Raw genomic sequence first — 15998 nt, forward strand, 5'->3', positions numbered from 1 at the left:
TACTATTCTGACGCTTATTAAGTCGTTTAGGGTGAATCATCATTCACAATTAGACACAAAAAAACGCAGAAAGTTTATTCCTGCGTTACAATATTTTTTGACCTGATCGCTTTATTTTCTTTGTCGAACCGCTTCGTAAACCATTAATGAAGCTGCAACCGATACATTCAAGGATTCAATCTGCCCCAAAATTGGCACTTTCACCTTTTCGTCCGCCAAACGAAGCAAAGCCTCATCAATACCAGTATCTTCCGATCCCATAATAATGGCCGTTGCAAGGGTTAAATCGGCTTCGGTATAAAATTGTTCTGCCTTTTCGGTAGAAGCAACAATTCTTATTCCTTCCTTCTTTAGGTTACGAACACAAGTTTTTAAGTTTTGAACACGGCAAACCGGGATTTGATATAATGCTCCTGCCGAAGTTTTTATCGAATCAGGGGTAATTTTAGCTGAGTTCTTAAATGGAATGATAATGGCATCAACACCAGCACACTCGGCAGAACGCGCAATGGCTCCAAAGTTTCTCACATCAGTAATCTGATCCAGAATCAGGATCAAAGGCGTTCTTCCTTCGGCCATAATCTGTGGCACAACATCTTCTACCTCCTGGTAAGCAATTGGTGCCACCAAAGTTACTACACCCTGGTTATTTTTTTGATTCAATGAGTTGATTTTCTCAGCTGGAACAAACTGGTACTCTACATTCTCGTCACGAATCAAATCGAATAGGTCCTGATACAAACGACCGGTTAATCCTTTACGGATCAATACCTTTTCAATTTCTTTACCACTTTTAATTGCTTCCATTGTTGCTCTAATTCCGAACAACATCTCCTGTTTTTGTTTAGCCATCTATCTAAAACTTGATTTTACACTTAATCTCAATTGCGGTTTTTCCTTGTAGGTTAGGTATCTCCACAACCATTCCAATGGTCCCATTCTATAATACTTCAACCAAATATAGGAAGAAGCCATTTGGAAAATCCAGATTCCAATCATCCAGAAAAGCAACTCGAATCTTGTAAACTCGCCGAATAATCCAAAGCCGTAACTATAAAAAATGATGGAACAAATTACGGATTGGCAAAGGTAGTTCGTAAAAGCCAATCGACCAACTGCTTCGAGACCTTTCATTAAAAATTTAAGCACATTTAATTGGTAAATCAAAATGATTAAACCAATGTACCCTAAGGAAGTGAAGATGCTTGAAAAGTAATTGTATTGATATCCGTACTTGAAATAATGGATTACTTCCCACCTGTGTTCAGACATTTCCTGTACTCCAAAATGCGAGATGATAGCTCCTACTCCAATTCCCAAAACTGCTAATATTGTATAAAACAATTTCGTTTTTTTTGCTGATAAAATCCCCTGGTTCAACAGCACCATTCCCAACAGCATCATTCCTGTTGTTCTCCAAATTGAAAGCATAAAGAATGATCCTACCTGGTAGTTTATATTCAACTCGGCCCTTTTGATAAAGATCTCGAACCACGAGCCATTCTGATACAATTCAATTTCTGCCGCTAAAGCTTCCGCAGAAGGAAGCATTTCCGCCATTGATTCTTCCAGCATCGATTCGGGCATTGTTTGGAAAAAACCACCTACAGCATAGAAAAACAACATTGGAATAAAATACAAAAACACGACCAGAACCAATTTCCAGGCGTCTTTCATTTTGCGCATTAACAGCACAATTAATCCGATAATTGAATAGGCAACCAGGATATCGCCAAACCAAATAAAATAGGCATGTATCATTCCAAAAAGCAAGAGCCACATCATTCTTCTAATGTGGATTTTTGCTCCATCCATTTCTTTTTCGGCCAATCGATTCACAAAAAGCAACATTCCTGCTCCAAAAAGAATAGAGAATATCGTCATGAATTTTAGCTCAGCAAAAACATGCACAAACCAATATGAAAAATGATCCAAACTACTCATTTCGCCCAAAACCAAAGGATTGGCAAAAGAAGCATTCGGCAAAGAAAACAGTTGTATGTTGATAAAAAGAATTCCTAAAAGAGCAAAGCCTCGTAGAATATCAAGCGAACGAATTCTTTCTTTCAGGGCAGTTGGGGCAGGATGTGGTTTTTGCATTTTTTTGTTTTCAAGTTAGCACTTTTCGCGCAAACATTTAATCATAAAGATAATTCCCGGGCAGAATACAGCTACACGAAAATATCCATATATCTTTAAAAAACAGAATAAGCTTTTTTGATCTGCAGAAAACTCCTACTCCCCACGCTCTGCTATCAATTCCTCCAATTGTTCATTGAACTCTTCCCAGGCCATCATTTCTTTCTCAAGGTCCTGCTTGGCATCTTCGTATTGGGTAAATAAGGATTGATCCTGCATTTTCTCAGGATTCGAAAGCAGTTCTTCCATTTCAGCAATCTGCTCTTCGAATTTTGCAATGTTTTCTTCAGCTTTGGCCACATTGCGCTCCATTTTGGTAATTTTCTTGCTCAGTTCTTTTCGTTCCAGGTAGTTCAATTTATTTTCAGATGGTGCTTCTTCCACCTTCTCCTGTACAATCGCCTTTTTTACCTCAAGTTCCTGTAGCGATTCCATTCTTTTGGCGCGAAGGAAGTCGTAAATCCCGCCAAGGTGTTCTTTGATTTTTTTATTCCCAAATTCATAAACCTTCGATGCCAAACCATCTAAAAATTCACGGTCGTGAGAAACCACAATCACTGTTCCTTCAAACTGCGACAAGGCCTCTTTCAACACATCTTTCGATTTCATATCCAAATGGTTGGTAGGCTCATCGAGCACCAATAAATTTACTGGTTCAAGTAGCAGACGAATCATGGCCAATCGGGATCTTTCACCACCCGAAAGCACTTTCACCTTCTTGTCAACATCCTCGCCCCGGAACATAAATGCACCCAGAATATCCCTGATTTTTGTTCTTACGTCGCCAACAGCAACATCGTCTATGGTATCGAAAACGGTTTTGTTTTCGTCTAAAAGCTGGGCCTGATTTTGGGCAAAATAACCGATTTTAACATTGTGGCCAATCTTACACAAACCGCTGTATTCCAACTCTCCCATCAAGACCTTAACCAGTGTTGATTTTCCTTCACCATTCTTTCCAACAAAGGCAAGTTTTTCTCCTCTTTCTATTACAAACTCGAGTTCACTCAAAACCAAATGCTCTCCATAAGCCTTACTTAAACCCTTGGCTTCACAAACCAAATCGCCAGAGCGAGGTGCTGGTGGAAATTTCAAATTCAGTTTCGATAAATCTTCCTCATCCACCTCAATTCTATCCAGCTTTTCGAGTTGTTTGATTCTCGACTGAACCTGCACAGCTTTTGTAGCTTTATACCTAAATCTTTCGATGAAATCTTCGGTATCCTTAATCATCTTTTGCTGATTAATATAGGCCTTCATTTGTTGTTCGCGACGCTCTGCATGCAAAACAACATACTCAGAATAAGGAACTTTGTAATCGTATATTTTCCCTACAGAAATCTCAACTGTTCTGTTGGTGATATTATCCAAAAATGCACGGTCGTGCGATACCAAAACCACGGCTCCCGGATACACTTTCAGAAAATCCTCCAGCCATTGAATCGATTCAATATCCAAATGGTTGGTAGGCTCATCGAGCAGAAATACATCAGGTCGGCGCAAAAGAATCTTTGCCAGCTCGATACGCATTCGCCAACCACCGCTAAACTCTTCGGTTTGTCTGTCAAAGTCACTACGCACAAAACCAAGTCCCATCAGAGTTTTCTCCGCTTCTGCATCAACATTTTCACCACCCATCATGTGGTAACGGTCGTTCTTATCAGTCAAACTGTTAATCAGCTTCATGTACTCTTCCGACTCGTAATCGGTACGTTCAGCAATTTCAGCATTAATTTTGGCAATCTCCTTCTCCAGGCCTAAAACTTCTTCGAAAGCTGTAAGAGTTTCCTCCATTACGGTTCTGCCATCTACATGGTTCATTTGCTGAGGCAGATATCCAATCTTAATTTCGGAAGGGATGGAAACATTTCCTTTGGTAGCTCCCTGTAATCCTGCAAATATCTTTAACAAAGTTGATTTACCAGCACCGTTTTTTCCAACAAGGCCAATTCTGTCTCTTGAATTCACAAGAAAACTAACCTCTTTAAAAAGAGTAAAACCACCAAATTCAACTGTAAGATTATTTATAGAGATCATTCTGTTCCGATTTTAGATATGGCGACAAAAATAATGAAGAATGAACAATTAATCATGCTCAGTTCAACACTATTTGTCATTAGGTTTCAGGACTTGTTTAGTACTAAAGAAGAAAATTGTTTACAGATGAGTTTCAACAGCTACTTCTTCGCCAATTGTGGCTTTTTTTAACATTTCCGACTGAATGATATTCTCTTTCACTTCAGTCATTACAATATTTTCTGCTTCGGCAAAGGAAATATCGTACACGCGATTTACTTTGGCATACTCCTCAGGAAATCTGGCCAACAGCTTATCGTATAAACGATCCAAATCCTGTTTTTTCGGATTCTGAAACTCCAATTTCAATTCGAATCTACGAATCAACGCCTCATCAATCATGTCAATTTGATTGGTAGCAGCAATCATGATCGAATTCTTTGGCAAATGGTCCATCATCTGAATCATACCGTTTACAACTCGTTTCATTTCGCTACTATCGGTATTGTCGTAATTGCGTTCTTTTCCCAAAGAATCGAATTCATCGAAGAATAAAACTGCTTCCTGGGTTTCGATCATTTTAAAAGCCGAAGCAATATTTCTTGAGGTTTCTCCCAGTTTGGAAGAAATAATGTTCCCAAGATTAATTGTCTTGATTTTTTTATTCAGTTTATTGGCAATTGCCTTGGCTGTCATGGTTTTACCACAACCCGATTTTCCGTATAGTAAAATCTTGTTGATAACAGGCAATCCGTACTTTGTAAGGATTTCAACATGTTCATATTCTCTCATAAACTGAGAAATCTGCGAAAAAAGTCGTTCGTCAAAAACTACATCGTTCAAATCAACTTTTCCTTTGTTGGGTATAAACAAGTGATTCATGCTTAATTATTGTGTTTGCTGTATTTTGTTGTTGTTAATTTAATTCTGCAAACTTAGTATTTTATCCGTAAACCTAAACAAGATCATTTTGAGAGTTTTAGAAAAGAATTACATTTGCGGACCATTTTGTAATTCAACTTACTCTGTAATAAATAATAATTGAATTGTTGAGGTAGAGATGAAATATATACGTTATTCGTATTTGAAGAATGAAAAGCAGTTAATTATTGCTTGCAGTGGAAAAATTATCCGTACTGAATTAATTGCTGAATTTCAACAGATGTTTTCTCTTCTGGATATTAAAACCAATGTGGATGTTTTAATTGATGTGAAGAATGTAAACCTAAAAGCATCGATAGAAGCCAGCAAGATCTACACTGATTTTTTTAACGATGACAAACTGTATCGTTATATCAATAAAATTGCAGTTTTGGCTGATAGTCCCGATCAGGTTGTGCAAACCATGTTGTTTATGGATGGGGTAAAACACCTGGGAACATCGATTAAAATTTTTAGCATGGAGAGTTCAGCAACCGATTGGCTGAATCGCAAAACTGATCAACAAAAAACTTTAAGTGTCCACAAAGCATTATCGAAGCTTGTTTTAAGAAAAGCTTCATAAAAAAAGGAGAGTTTTTACAACTCTCCTTTTTTATATTTTACTGTTTCGAATAGTCTTTATAGATTGCTTTTTCGAACTCTACCCAATGTTCATCGGTCATTCTACCTGGTGTAAACAAGCAAATTCCTGTAGCACCATTTACCATTGATTCGCGAATTGCCTCGCCTATTTCTTCTGGCAACAGACCGTGGTTTTCCGGATCGGCCTCTTTTAATTTAGTTGCAGGATTAGGACAAATAAACAGGCCACTGTACACTGGTCGTTCTCCATTTAAACTCTCTACTGATTCTTTACACATTTTACCAATCCACTCTGTTCCTTCCAGGTAAAAATCGTTGTAATTCATTGGCAGAAATGCATCCAGATTCCATTGATCCCACTCCTGGCGCACCATTTTTACAGCATGCGAATGTGGTCCCGGAAATACTGCAGCCGTAATGTCTTTTCCTTGTGCATGCACATCTTCTACCAGGCGGTTTACAATTTTTGTAATCAGATCCTGGCGGAATTTTTTCCACTCCTGAAGCTCTCTCGCTTCTGCCTGATCGGTAATTTCGATTCCTGTTTTTGCTTTAAAATCGGCCTTGCATTTATCGCAATAGCAATAATCAAAATCGGGATATTCCTTATCCATCACCAAATCATATTTGTTCCATAGGCCCTTTGCAAGAATCACATCCGGGTAACGGATATAATCCAAATGTACACCGTCTACTTCGGGCAATCGGGCAATGGTCACATACAAATTCGATAGAAATTTATAAACCTCCTCTTTATTGGGGCACAAAAAAGTATAATGATCCACATAGGCTGGTTTATCGTAAGCCGATTCCCCATTGCCATTTACGGCATACAATTCAGCAGGGATATTCTTGTCTCTGCCCTGCACCATTGTTGGTATCCAGGTATGGAACTCCAGTCCAACCTCTTTGGCAATTTTCCCAACACGTTGATAAACGGCCGGATCGTGACCTCCGTTGTACATCAATCCATCAATCCCTTTTTCTTTTAAATCGGTAAATTTTTCCAACAGTTCGGTGTCTGTTGCTTCGCCAGGACCACCTAACCATGCAAAACATGGAACTTTTGTTGATTGATTGGTACCACAAGACACCAACAACAACAAACTGATAACAGCAAGTAGCTTGTTCATAGTAAGATTATAAATAAGATTTGTGGCTTTGGAATACTCGCTAAAGATAACAAATTAAACTTACATGTATCAAGATTAAAGTATCGAGAAATACAGTAATACTTTTTGACGATTCAACTTTTCGACTGTTCGACTTTTTATATCTTTGTGCCCAAATTAAAAATAGATAACAAGTGGGAAGAAGAAGAAACAGAAAACCCCTTCTGCAAAACATTAGAATTGAGAAGTTAGCCGCCGAGGGAAAGGCCATCGCAAAAGTGGAAGAAAAAGTATTGTTTGTAACAAACGTGATTCCGGGCGATGTAGTGGATGTACAGGTGACCAAAAAACGCAAAAGTTATATGGAAGGTAATCCTGTTTTTTTTCACGAACATTCGCCTTTAAAGAAGGATGCTTTTTGCGAACATTTTGGTGTTTGTGGTGGATGCAAGTGGCAAAACCTGCCTTACGAAGAACAGTTAAAGTTCAAACAGCAGGAAGTAATCGACAATTTGGAGCGTATTGGTAAAGTAGAATTGCCTGAAGTGAATGATATTCTGGCATCGGCTAAAACTGAATTCTACCGCAACAAACTGGAATATACTTTCTCGAGCAAACGCTACCTAACCAATGAAGAAATTGCCAGTGGTGAGGATCTAAATCGTACTCCTGCGGTTGGTTTCCATGTGCCAAGATTATTTGATAAGATTGTTGACATCAACAAATGTCACCTGCAGCCGGAACCTTCGAATGCCATTCGTTTGGCGATTAAAAAATTTGCTTTTGCCAACGACTTAAGCTTTTTCGACATTCGCAACCATGAAGGATTTTTGAGAACTTTGATCATTCGAACTGCATCAACAGGTGAAAACATGGTAATCGTTACTTTCTATCACGAAGATGTTGAAAAGAGAGAAGCTTTATTGAACCACCTGGTAGAAAAATTCCCTGAAATCACATCATTAATGTATGTGATTAACGAAAAGGCGAACGATACCATTACCGATCAGGATGTAATCTTGTTTAAAGGACGCGATCATATTTTTGAGCAAATGGAAGATTTGAAGTTCAAGATTGGACCTAAATCATTCTATCAGACCAATTCGGACCAGGCTTATGAGTTGTATTGCAAAACAAGGGAATTTGCTGAGCTTACAGGCGACGAAGTAGTTTACGATTTGTACACAGGAACCGGAACAATTGCGAATTTTGTGGCGAAAAAAGCAAAACAGGTTATTGGTATTGAGTACGTACCAGAAGCCATTGAAGATGCTAAGGTAAACTCTGAAATTAACGGAATTGACAATACAAAATTCTTTGCCGGTGATATGAAAAAGGTACTGACCAAAGAATTTATCGAACTTCACGGTCAGCCGGATACCATGATTGTTGATCCGCCAAGAGCAGGAATGCACGCAGATGTTGTTGAAACCATTCTGCACGCTGCTCCAAAACGAATTGTTTACGTAAGTTGTAATTCGGCAACCCAGGCACGCGATTTGGCCATGATGGACGAAAGCTATAAAGTAACAAAAGTACAGGCTGTAGATATGTTCCCACACACACATCATGTGGAGAATATTGTGCAGTTGGAGAAAAGATAACAATTCCTAAAAAGGAAAAAATAAAAAAGCTCGCAAATGATTCTTGCGAGCTTTTTTATTATCCTATTTTTTTGGGTATGGTAAAACTAAATTTTGAACCTCTGCCAACATCCGATTCCACCCATAATTCACCGCCAAGGAATTCTACAATTTGCTTGGATATGGAAAGCCCCAATCCAATTCCTCCATGCTCTCGTGTAAGGTGATTTTCGATTTGTCGGAACCTGCTGAAAATGATTTTCTGATGCTCGGGTGATATTCCAATTCCTGAATCCTGTACGTAAAACAAAACCGTATCTTTCAGGTTTTCGCAACCAATAATAATTTCTCCAACATTGGTAAATTTTATCGCATTCTGTATGAGATTGTTCAATACCTGAACCAGTTTCCCTTTATCTGTTTGTATCCTCAACTTGGCATTGTACAAATGATCCAATTGAATGTTCAATTTTTTTCTGTTCGCCTCTAATTGGTGAAGATCTTTAATTCCATCGAGCAAATGATCGATACACACCGTTTCAATATTTAAATCGAGCTGTTTGGCCTCCAGAAGCGAGGCATTCAAGATATCATCCATAATTGTCATCAGCTGATTTCCACAATCTTTAATGATGGTACCATACTCTTTGCGTTCTTCGGCCGTAACTTTCTCGTCGCTAATAAAATCGGTAAAACCTAAAATTCCGTTTAATGGAGTTCTCACCTCGTGACTTAGGTTGGCCAGGAAAGCACTTTTTAACCTGTCGTTTTCTTCAGCTTTTAAAAGAGCATGCGTTAATTTTGCTTCGGTATTTTTCTTTTCAGTGATATCGAGTCCAACTTTGATATAGCCAATAATTTTTTGCGCTTCGTCGAGAACCGGCGAAATCGATGCTGATTCCCAGTAATAACTACCATTTTTGGTTTTGTTGAAAAACTCTCCTTCCCATTTCATTCCTGAGGATATTTTACCCCACAAATCGCGATATACATCAGCCGATTGCTTTCCTGATTTTAAAATTCTTGGATTTTTTCCTAGCAATTCTTCAATTTCGTAACCAGTAACTTTACAGGTTCTTGGGTTTACATATTCAATATCACCATCCAGGTTTGTAATTACTATGGAAACCGGGCTTTGCTCTACAGCATTCGATAATTTTGTAATTTTTAGAAGGTTTTTATTCCTGGTGGTTACGTCTCTAACCACACAGTGTAATAATTCCTTTCCTTCAAACTGTACAATATTGGCATTCACCTCTACTTCCTTCACCTCTTTAGATGCGGTGCGATGTTTTGCCTTGCAGGTTCCCCTTGGGTTTTTGATTACTTTCTCAATATTTTTCCAGGCAGTTGATTGTCCTCCAATATTTAAATCCCAAATTTTCAGGTTCTGTAATTGTCTTTTGCTATACCCATAAAATTCACAAGCCTCATCATTCACATCTTTTATGGCTCCATCTTCGAGCGAAATCAGCATCATTACCGATGAGCTGGAATAAAAGATATTCTTGTAACGATTTTCAACCTCGCTTAGCTTTTCCTGCAGTTTGACCTTATCGGTTAAGTCAACAGCCGAAACAACAAACTCCTTTTCGTTTAAAGGGAATGAATCGGTATAAATGTATTTTCCAATATCGGAATGATAGGAGTAAAAGCTTGTGTTCTTATTATCTTTGATTACCGTATTAAAATGCGCAATCCATTCAGGTTCAGTATTGGGGAACAAATCCAATAAGGTTTTGCCAACCGCATTTTCTCTCGATATTTCTATAATTTTTTCATTGGCAGGATTCATATCCTTATAAATCAGATCGACCAAATCACCTGCTTCATTTTGTACTGCTTCGAAAATTACAATTGCAGAATTCGTAGATGAAAAAAGAGTTTTGTATTTCCTTTCACTCTGAATAAGCTGTTCTACCAACTTTTCATTTTCCAATCTATGCTCTTCTATAAGCAAATGATCTTTAGATAAGCTGACTAGCGCTTTATCCTTTTTGTTTTTCAAGGAACTTAAGTCTTCTTCTATCATGTTTTTAAATTCCTTAAAGAATTTCTTTACTGCAGAATCGAACTTTCGCTTGTTTTTATCAACAATGCACAAGCTGCCAAACCATTGGCCGTTATCAGCCTTTAAAGGATATCCCAGGTAGGTGATTTCATTGGAGTTTTCCAATAAAAAATCATCGGCTCCAAGCTTTTTATCGCTTGTGAATACCTTTCCATAATGGGAAGAATCGAGTCGTTCTTTTACACCCAGTTTGAATTCCTTCTGACTGGAATTGCTTTTCAAAAGCAACTCAATATCGGAATTACTTACACGGGTTATAAACACATTGGATATATTGAATGATTTAGAAGTTAAATCCAACACATCCTGCCATTTACTTAAAACAGCATTGGAAATTTTTAATTGGGTAGTAGTAGTGCCAGACATTATATATCGTTAGATTTAAGAGTAGTATTTACAGTCTAATTAAATGCTTACATGAATCAATACGACTAAACATAGAAATTGTTTTAAAAAGATAATGATTTTATTAAATAAATGATTCATAAATGCTTACAAAATTACAATTTACTCACTTACTTTAAATAACCCTAAGCCCACTATCCTTCATTTTGTTTACTATTTTATCTACTTAAAAATCATAGATATGTTCATTAATAACAGGAAGTAATTGTAATATGAATAGAATCTTAAAAAAAAATACGGTAAATTAAAGGGATAAAAGCATTGAAACTACAACATGACTATTACTACTGAAACTTACCACCAATTTATCAACTCATTGCTTCTTGGCGATCGAAATCAGTGTCATCATATCATTAATGAGCACTGGGAGAAACAGTTCCCTTTGTTGATCATTTACGAAGAGATGATTAAAAAAGCAATGTACGAGGTTGGCGATTTATGGGAAGCCAATAAAATAAGTGTGGCAACCGAGCATTTATCCTCGGGAATTATCGAATCTATTCTCAATGATTTACAGCTAAAGCTTAAGCATTCGGCAAACAAAAAAAACACGGTTTTAACCGCTTGCGTAGAAAACGAATTCCACCAAATTGGCATTAAAATGATTGGTGATGTTTTTGAAAAAAATGGTTGGAAATCGTATTTTCTTGGAGCCAATACTCCAAATAGAGAACTTGTAAAGTTTGCCTCTCTTATACAACCTGATGTATTTGCCGTATCCTTAAGTATTTATTCTCATTTGCCCGCATTGGAAAAACTGATACTTGCGATCAGAACAAAATTTCCTAAACATCTAATTGCAGTTGGCGGACAAGCCTTTCGACATGGAGGAGAAGAAACCATAGCTCAATATGAAAATGTTGTTTTGTTACAAGACACTTTTCACACCGAAAAATTCATAAAAACACTTTCAGCATGAATAAATCAGATTTGATATCTAGTGCGAATCAAATTCCTAAAATTGGGGACAAAGCTCTCGAAGACTACCATAAAAATGCCGACAAACTAATTGCCAGGGTAAACGACTTAATGACAGAACAAGCTGATTTAAAAACCCTGATAGGTGATGAAAACCTGGACATGATGAAGGATAATCATAAAAACCACCTGGATTTTATGGCTTCTCTTATGGCTAATTTTAATGCTCAAGTATTGGTCGAAACCATTATTTGGGTATTTAAAGCTTATCAGAATCATGGTTTTAACACAAAATACTGGCCCGTTCAACTTGAATCATGGAAAAAATCCTTAGAGGAATATTTACCCCTTCAATCTTGTAAAGAAATAATGCCCCTTTATGATTGGATGCACTCCAACATTCAGCATTTTTCGAAATTGAGCAAATAATATAGTAAAGGCATATGTCAAACATCAATCGCATCATTCAAGGTTGGCAACATGAAATCGCCAGTGTCATTTCAAATGAAGAGCTGGTATATATCATACTTTTAAACGACAATGAGGAAATTTTGTACCTGAACGATTCGATGTCTCAACTACTAGGCAAGAACAGACTGCAGGCCTTTATCAATCCAAATATTCGAACTTTACTTGAATTGGATACTGATCCTAATCCAATTTTTGTGGGTTACATTACCATTGGCGATTTGCAAACAGTAAATACTTCGCTATATGCTCATGTATATCGAAAAAAAGATGAAATCCTAATTCTTGCCGGTGCAAAAGTTCTGGAGCTGCTCGATCAGAATAAGCAAATGGCAGAGCTCAACCGAGAAGTAAATACCCTGCAACGAGATTTGATTCTTAAGAATCATGAACTGGAAGAAACTCTGAATCAACTTCACGAAAGCAATCAAAAATTAGAAGAACTCAACAACAACAAAGATTTGTTTTTATCCATTTTGGCCCATGATTTAAAAAGTCCTTTCAATTCTCTACTTGGCTTCTCATCTCTTTTGGTTGACGACCTTGATACTTTGGATCAGGAGTCCATTCAAAAATATGCCAAAATTATCAATGAAATTTCAACACAGTCCTACCACTTACTCGAAGACATTTTGAATTGGCAAAACTCAAACAGTGGTAAAATTCCTTATACCCCAAAATCCTTTGCCCTGGCAGAAATCCTGACACCAATTTATAAACAGGTTAAATCAAGGGCAAGCGAAAAGAATATTCATTTGGATATCTTGCATCACAGCCAGGATTTCGTTTATGCAGATTACGACATGCTTTCAGTTATTCTAAGAAACTTGATAGCCAATGCCATTAAATTTACTTCGACAGGGGGAAGAGTATCTATGAATATCGAGCAAAAGCAAAAACATATGGAATTTAGAATTTCTGATACAGGAATCGGAATGACAGAGAAAGAGGTTCAAAGAATTGTTGGGTCCTCCGAAATCAAGAGTAAAGCCGGCACAAAGAATGAAAAAGGAACAGGGCTGGGATTATTAATGTGCAAAGAATTTATCACCAGGCATGGTGGAGAATTTGAAATTAATTCGACTCCCGGTGAAGGAAGTACAATTATTTTTCGCCTTCCACAAAGGTCAAACTAACTTACTTGAATCCTTTCAGTTCATAAAAACTTAACTTGCAATTCTATATTTTGTTGATTATATTGAAGTTACAATCTAACGACTACTTAAATAACCAACAACCACACTCATTATGAAAGGACTCAAATTTCAAACCCGACTAATTTTAGGCTTTTCTCTCATCCTGTTTTTTAGCTTTATTATTGGAATAATTTCTTTTATCGAAATTAAAAACATAAGCAAGAAAACAGAAGCTATCTACCGTCATCCACTAGCTGTAAGTAATTCTGTTCGTGACATTAACATCAGCATTAATGCCATTCATCGTTCGATGAAAGATGTTGTGCTTGCCAAAAATATCGAAGAATTATACGAATCGATTTTAGTGGTCAACAAGCATGACAGACAAGTTTACACTTCCTTTAAGGTTGTACAGGAACGCTTTTTAGGCGAAAAAGAAGTTGTAAATGATGCCTACCAGGCTTATCGCGATTGGGAAAAAATCAGAAATGAAGTAATCATGCTCAAAAAAGGTGGACATGATGAAAGAGCCGCGGACATTACACGAGGACGAGGAGCGTTCCATGTAAATCTACTATTCGAAAAAACAAAAATCCTGACCGATTTTGCACAAAACAAAGCTGATGAATTCTATCTAAGTACCCTGGAATCGGAGCAAAAAAGTTTTGCCATCCTCATTACCAGTATTTCATTAATATTACTGATAAGTATTGGTACTGCACTTTGGCTTTCCAAAAGTATTTCCAGACCAATTCATCGCTTTATCGATGAAATTAGTACCATTTTTACGAATGAAGATGATTTAATTCAGAACATTCAGAACAAGAGTGAACAGGAAATTTTAGGAATTACTTCCAAGAAACTAAAATCTTCCTATCAAAAACTCAACGATTTTAACAAAGAACTCGACAAACAAATTGAACAGCGTACTTCTGAATTAAAAGAAGCAAAAGAAAAAGCGGAAGAAAGTGAACAGCTAAAATCGGCTTTCCTGGCAAATATGTCACACGAAATCAGGACGCCCTTAAATTCGATCCTGGGTTTTTCGGAGTTCTTGCATAAAGATGACCTTCCACGAGAAAAGAAAAAACTGTATTTAGATATGATTGACAATGGCGGTCAGAGGTTGCTAACGATTATATCTGATATTGTTGATATTTCGAAAATTGAAGCAAAACAATTTAGTTTAAGTTACGAAATTGCAATGCTGAACGAAATTATCGATAAACTTCACCAGCAATTTTCAATTGCGACTGGTAAAAAAGGGATTGAGCTCAAAACGTTGAAAGCATTAGACGATTACTCGAGTTTTATATCCACCGATATCACAAGGCTTTCCCAGGTGTTCTCCAATTTATTGGAAAATTCGATCAAGTTTACCAATGAGGGCGAAATTGAATTTGGCTACCAAGTACACGAAAACAGGCTAGTCATGCATGTTCGCGATACAGGTATTGGTATCCCGAAAGATTTTCATCATTTAATTTTTGAACGCTTCAGGCAAACCGATTTACAGGAAGCAACACTTCCAACCGGAACAGGTCTTGGTCTTTCTATTGCCCAAGGTATTGTAGAGCTGTTTGGTGGTAAAATATGGCTTGAGTCGGAAGAAGGAACTGGTGCATGTTTTTATTTCGAACTTCCTTATTTGCCTACTTCCACTAAACAGGTAAATAAAAAGATAAAGGCCGATGAATTCTTTTATCACACCAGTGGAAAAACAATTCTTGTGGTTGAAGATGAACCTTCAAACTATATCTATGTAAGAGATTTACTGAGTGAATACAATTACAATATTTTACATGCCGAAAATGGCAAAGATGCTGTTGATATTATCAATAACGATATTAAAGTGGATTTGATCTTAATGGATATAAAAATGCCGGTTATGAACGGTTTACAGGCCACCAGGGAAATCCGTAAAACAAATAAAACCATTCCTGTAATTGCCCAAACTGCTCATGCCATGTCCGACGATAAGAGGCAAGCATTTAATGCTGGTTGTAACGACTTTTTAGCCAAGCCAATTACCTTTCAATCCTTCTCAGAGATTGTACAAAAACATTTGAGTCAATCCAATTAAGCAATTCTTTTCTCATTATTTTGTAGGTTTATATCAGTAATAAAACCACATTAACATGAGACGAAAAGAACGAGAAATAACTGATCCTAAGTTGCTAGAGGAAATATTGAAAGGGGCGAACATTTGCCGCCTGGCCATTAGCAACCATCCTTACCCATATATTGTAGCTTTGAATTACGGTTATGCCGATAATTCACTCTTTATTCATTGCGCCAAAGAAGGCAAGAAAATTGATCTTTTAAGGAAGAACAATAAGGTAGGTTTTCAAATTGAAAGGGGCAGTGAAATTATTCCTCATGAAGAATCGTGCCAATGGACTACAAAATATCGTTCGATTATTGGAACAGGAGAAGTTGAAATGATTGATGATTTCGATGAAAAATGTAAAGGCTTGGATGTGATTATGAATCATTCTGGCAAAGCCGATAATTCTTACCATCCCAAAGCAGTTGATAAAGTACTGATTCTGAAAGTAAAAATTAATGAGTTTAGTGGCAAACAGGCAGGTGATTGGTAAAAAATAAGCTTCATCAGAAAAAGATT

13 protein-coding genes are annotated in these 15998 nt (G+C 37.1%); 7 read left to right on the forward strand and 6 right to left on the reverse strand.

The genetic code is table 11. The features are described from left to right. Positions 1–111: 111 nt before the first annotated feature. The 4 genes from rlmB to ELS83_RS08180 all read right to left on the reverse strand — a co-directional run bounded on the left by rlmB (position 112) and on the right by ELS83_RS08180 (position 5037). Positions 112–852: a 23S rRNA (guanosine(2251)-2'-O)-methyltransferase RlmB gene (gene rlmB / locus ELS83_RS08165; protein WP_171595048.1), complete on the reverse strand. Its 741-nt coding sequence runs from the start codon at positions 850–852 to the stop codon at positions 112–114. After that, complete coding sequence (locus tag ELS83_RS08170; protein ID WP_171595049.1) at positions 853–2100, reverse strand: DUF418 domain-containing protein; 1248 nt, start codon at positions 2098–2100, stop codon at positions 853–855. It lies immediately after the preceding gene. 135 nt (positions 2101–2235) lie between these two features. Continuing rightward, on the reverse strand, positions 2236–4176 hold the full coding sequence (locus ELS83_RS08175; protein ID WP_171595050.1) for an ABC-F family ATP-binding cassette domain-containing protein: 1941 nt from the start codon (positions 4174–4176) through the stop codon (positions 2236–2238). 120 nt (positions 4177–4296) lie between these two features. Next, a complete protein-coding gene (locus tag ELS83_RS08180) occupies positions 4297–5037 on the reverse strand; it encodes an AAA family ATPase (RefSeq protein WP_171595051.1) in 741 nt (246 codons plus the stop codon). Between the two features lie 178 nt (positions 5038–5215). Here ELS83_RS08180 and ELS83_RS08185 point away from each other — a divergent pair, with 178 nt between their 5' ends. Then, positions 5216–5659, forward strand: coding sequence for an STAS/SEC14 domain-containing protein (locus ELS83_RS08185; RefSeq protein ID WP_171595052.1), 444 nt, complete (start codon positions 5216–5218; stop codon positions 5657–5659). Between the two features lie 37 nt (positions 5660–5696). Here the strand turns inward: ELS83_RS08185 and ELS83_RS08190 are convergent, their stop codons facing one another. Further along, the gene (locus tag ELS83_RS08190; RefSeq protein ID WP_171595053.1) at positions 5697–6812 is read right to left on the reverse strand and encodes a glycoside hydrolase family protein; all 1116 of its coding nucleotides are present in this window, start codon (positions 6810–6812) and stop codon (positions 5697–5699) included. Positions 6813–6985: 173 nt separating this feature from the next. Here ELS83_RS08190 and rlmD point away from each other — a divergent pair, with 173 nt between their 5' ends. After that, positions 6986–8395 carry a 23S rRNA (uracil(1939)-C(5))-methyltransferase RlmD gene (gene rlmD, locus ELS83_RS08195; RefSeq protein ID WP_171595054.1) on the forward strand — a complete coding sequence of 470 codons (1410 nt, stop codon included), beginning with the start codon at positions 6986–6988 and terminating at the stop codon, positions 8393–8395. Positions 8396–8453: 58 nt separating this feature from the next. Here the strand turns inward: rlmD and ELS83_RS08200 are convergent, their stop codons facing one another. Further along, positions 8454–10811 (reverse strand): PAS domain-containing sensor histidine kinase, encoded by a 2358-nt coding sequence (locus ELS83_RS08200; RefSeq protein WP_171595055.1) that lies wholly within the window; start codon positions 10809–10811, stop codon positions 8454–8456. Positions 10812–11124: 313 nt separating this feature from the next. Between ELS83_RS08200 and ELS83_RS08205 the strand changes: the two genes are divergently transcribed. From ELS83_RS08205 to ELS83_RS08225, 5 genes are all read left to right on the forward strand, one after another. Next, entirely contained in the window at positions 11125–11769 is a 645-nt protein-coding gene (locus ELS83_RS08205; protein WP_171595056.1) for a cobalamin B12-binding domain-containing protein, read from the forward strand. After that, positions 11766–12197 carry a hypothetical protein gene (locus ELS83_RS08210; RefSeq protein ID WP_171595057.1) on the forward strand — a complete coding sequence of 144 codons (432 nt, stop codon included), beginning with the start codon at positions 11766–11768 and terminating at the stop codon, positions 12195–12197. The genes ELS83_RS08205 and ELS83_RS08210 overlap by 4 nt, the downstream gene beginning before the upstream one ends. Positions 12198–12211: 14 nt before the next feature. After that, entirely contained in the window at positions 12212–13372 is a 1161-nt protein-coding gene (locus ELS83_RS08215; RefSeq protein ID WP_171595058.1) for a sensor histidine kinase, read from the forward strand. 112 nt (positions 13373–13484) lie between these two features. Then, complete coding sequence (locus ELS83_RS08220) at positions 13485–15455, forward strand: response regulator (RefSeq protein WP_171595059.1); 1971 nt, start codon at positions 13485–13487, stop codon at positions 15453–15455. A 55-nt stretch (positions 15456–15510) separates the two neighbouring features. Then, positions 15511–15972: a pyridoxamine 5'-phosphate oxidase family protein gene (locus ELS83_RS08225; protein ID WP_171595060.1), complete on the forward strand. Its 462-nt coding sequence runs from the start codon at positions 15511–15513 to the stop codon at positions 15970–15972. Positions 15973–15998: the final 26 nt, after the last annotated feature.

The sequence above is a fragment of the Marinifilum caeruleilacunae genome, assembly GCF_013141825.1.
GTDB lineage: Bacteria > Bacteroidota > Bacteroidia > Bacteroidales > Marinifilaceae > Marinifilum > Marinifilum caeruleilacunae.

Excerpts from the sequence above, each read along its gene's own strand:
- rlmB (WP_171595048.1), bottom strand. The coding sequence starts at position 852 with ATGGCTAAACAAAAACAGGAGATGTTGTTCGGAATTAGAGCAACAATG.
- ELS83_RS08170 (WP_171595049.1), bottom strand. The coding sequence starts at position 2,100 with ATGCAAAAACCACATCCTGCCCCAACTGCCCTGAAAGAAAGAATTCGT.
- ELS83_RS08175 (WP_171595050.1), bottom strand. The coding sequence starts at position 4,176 with ATGATCTCTATAAATAATCTTACAGTTGAATTTGGTGGTTTTACTCTT.
- ELS83_RS08180 (WP_171595051.1), bottom strand. The coding sequence starts at position 5,037 with ATGAATCACTTGTTTATACCCAACAAAGGAAAAGTTGATTTGAACGAT.
- ELS83_RS08185 (WP_171595052.1), top strand. The coding sequence starts at position 5,216 with ATGAAATATATACGTTATTCGTATTTGAAGAATGAAAAGCAGTTAATT.
- ELS83_RS08190 (WP_171595053.1), bottom strand. The coding sequence starts at position 6,812 with ATGAACAAGCTACTTGCTGTTATCAGTTTGTTGTTGTTGGTGTCTTGT.
- ELS83_RS08200 (WP_171595055.1), bottom strand. The coding sequence starts at position 10,811 with ATGTCTGGCACTACTACTACCCAATTAAAAATTTCCAATGCTGTTTTA.
- ELS83_RS08205 (WP_171595056.1), top strand. The coding sequence starts at position 11,125 with ATGACTATTACTACTGAAACTTACCACCAATTTATCAACTCATTGCTT.
- ELS83_RS08210 (WP_171595057.1), top strand. The coding sequence starts at position 11,766 with ATGAATAAATCAGATTTGATATCTAGTGCGAATCAAATTCCTAAAATT.
- ELS83_RS08215 (WP_171595058.1), top strand. The coding sequence starts at position 12,212 with ATGTCAAACATCAATCGCATCATTCAAGGTTGGCAACATGAAATCGCC.
- ELS83_RS08220 (WP_171595059.1), top strand. The coding sequence starts at position 13,485 with ATGAAAGGACTCAAATTTCAAACCCGACTAATTTTAGGCTTTTCTCTC.
- ELS83_RS08225 (WP_171595060.1), top strand. The coding sequence starts at position 15,511 with ATGAGACGAAAAGAACGAGAAATAACTGATCCTAAGTTGCTAGAGGAA.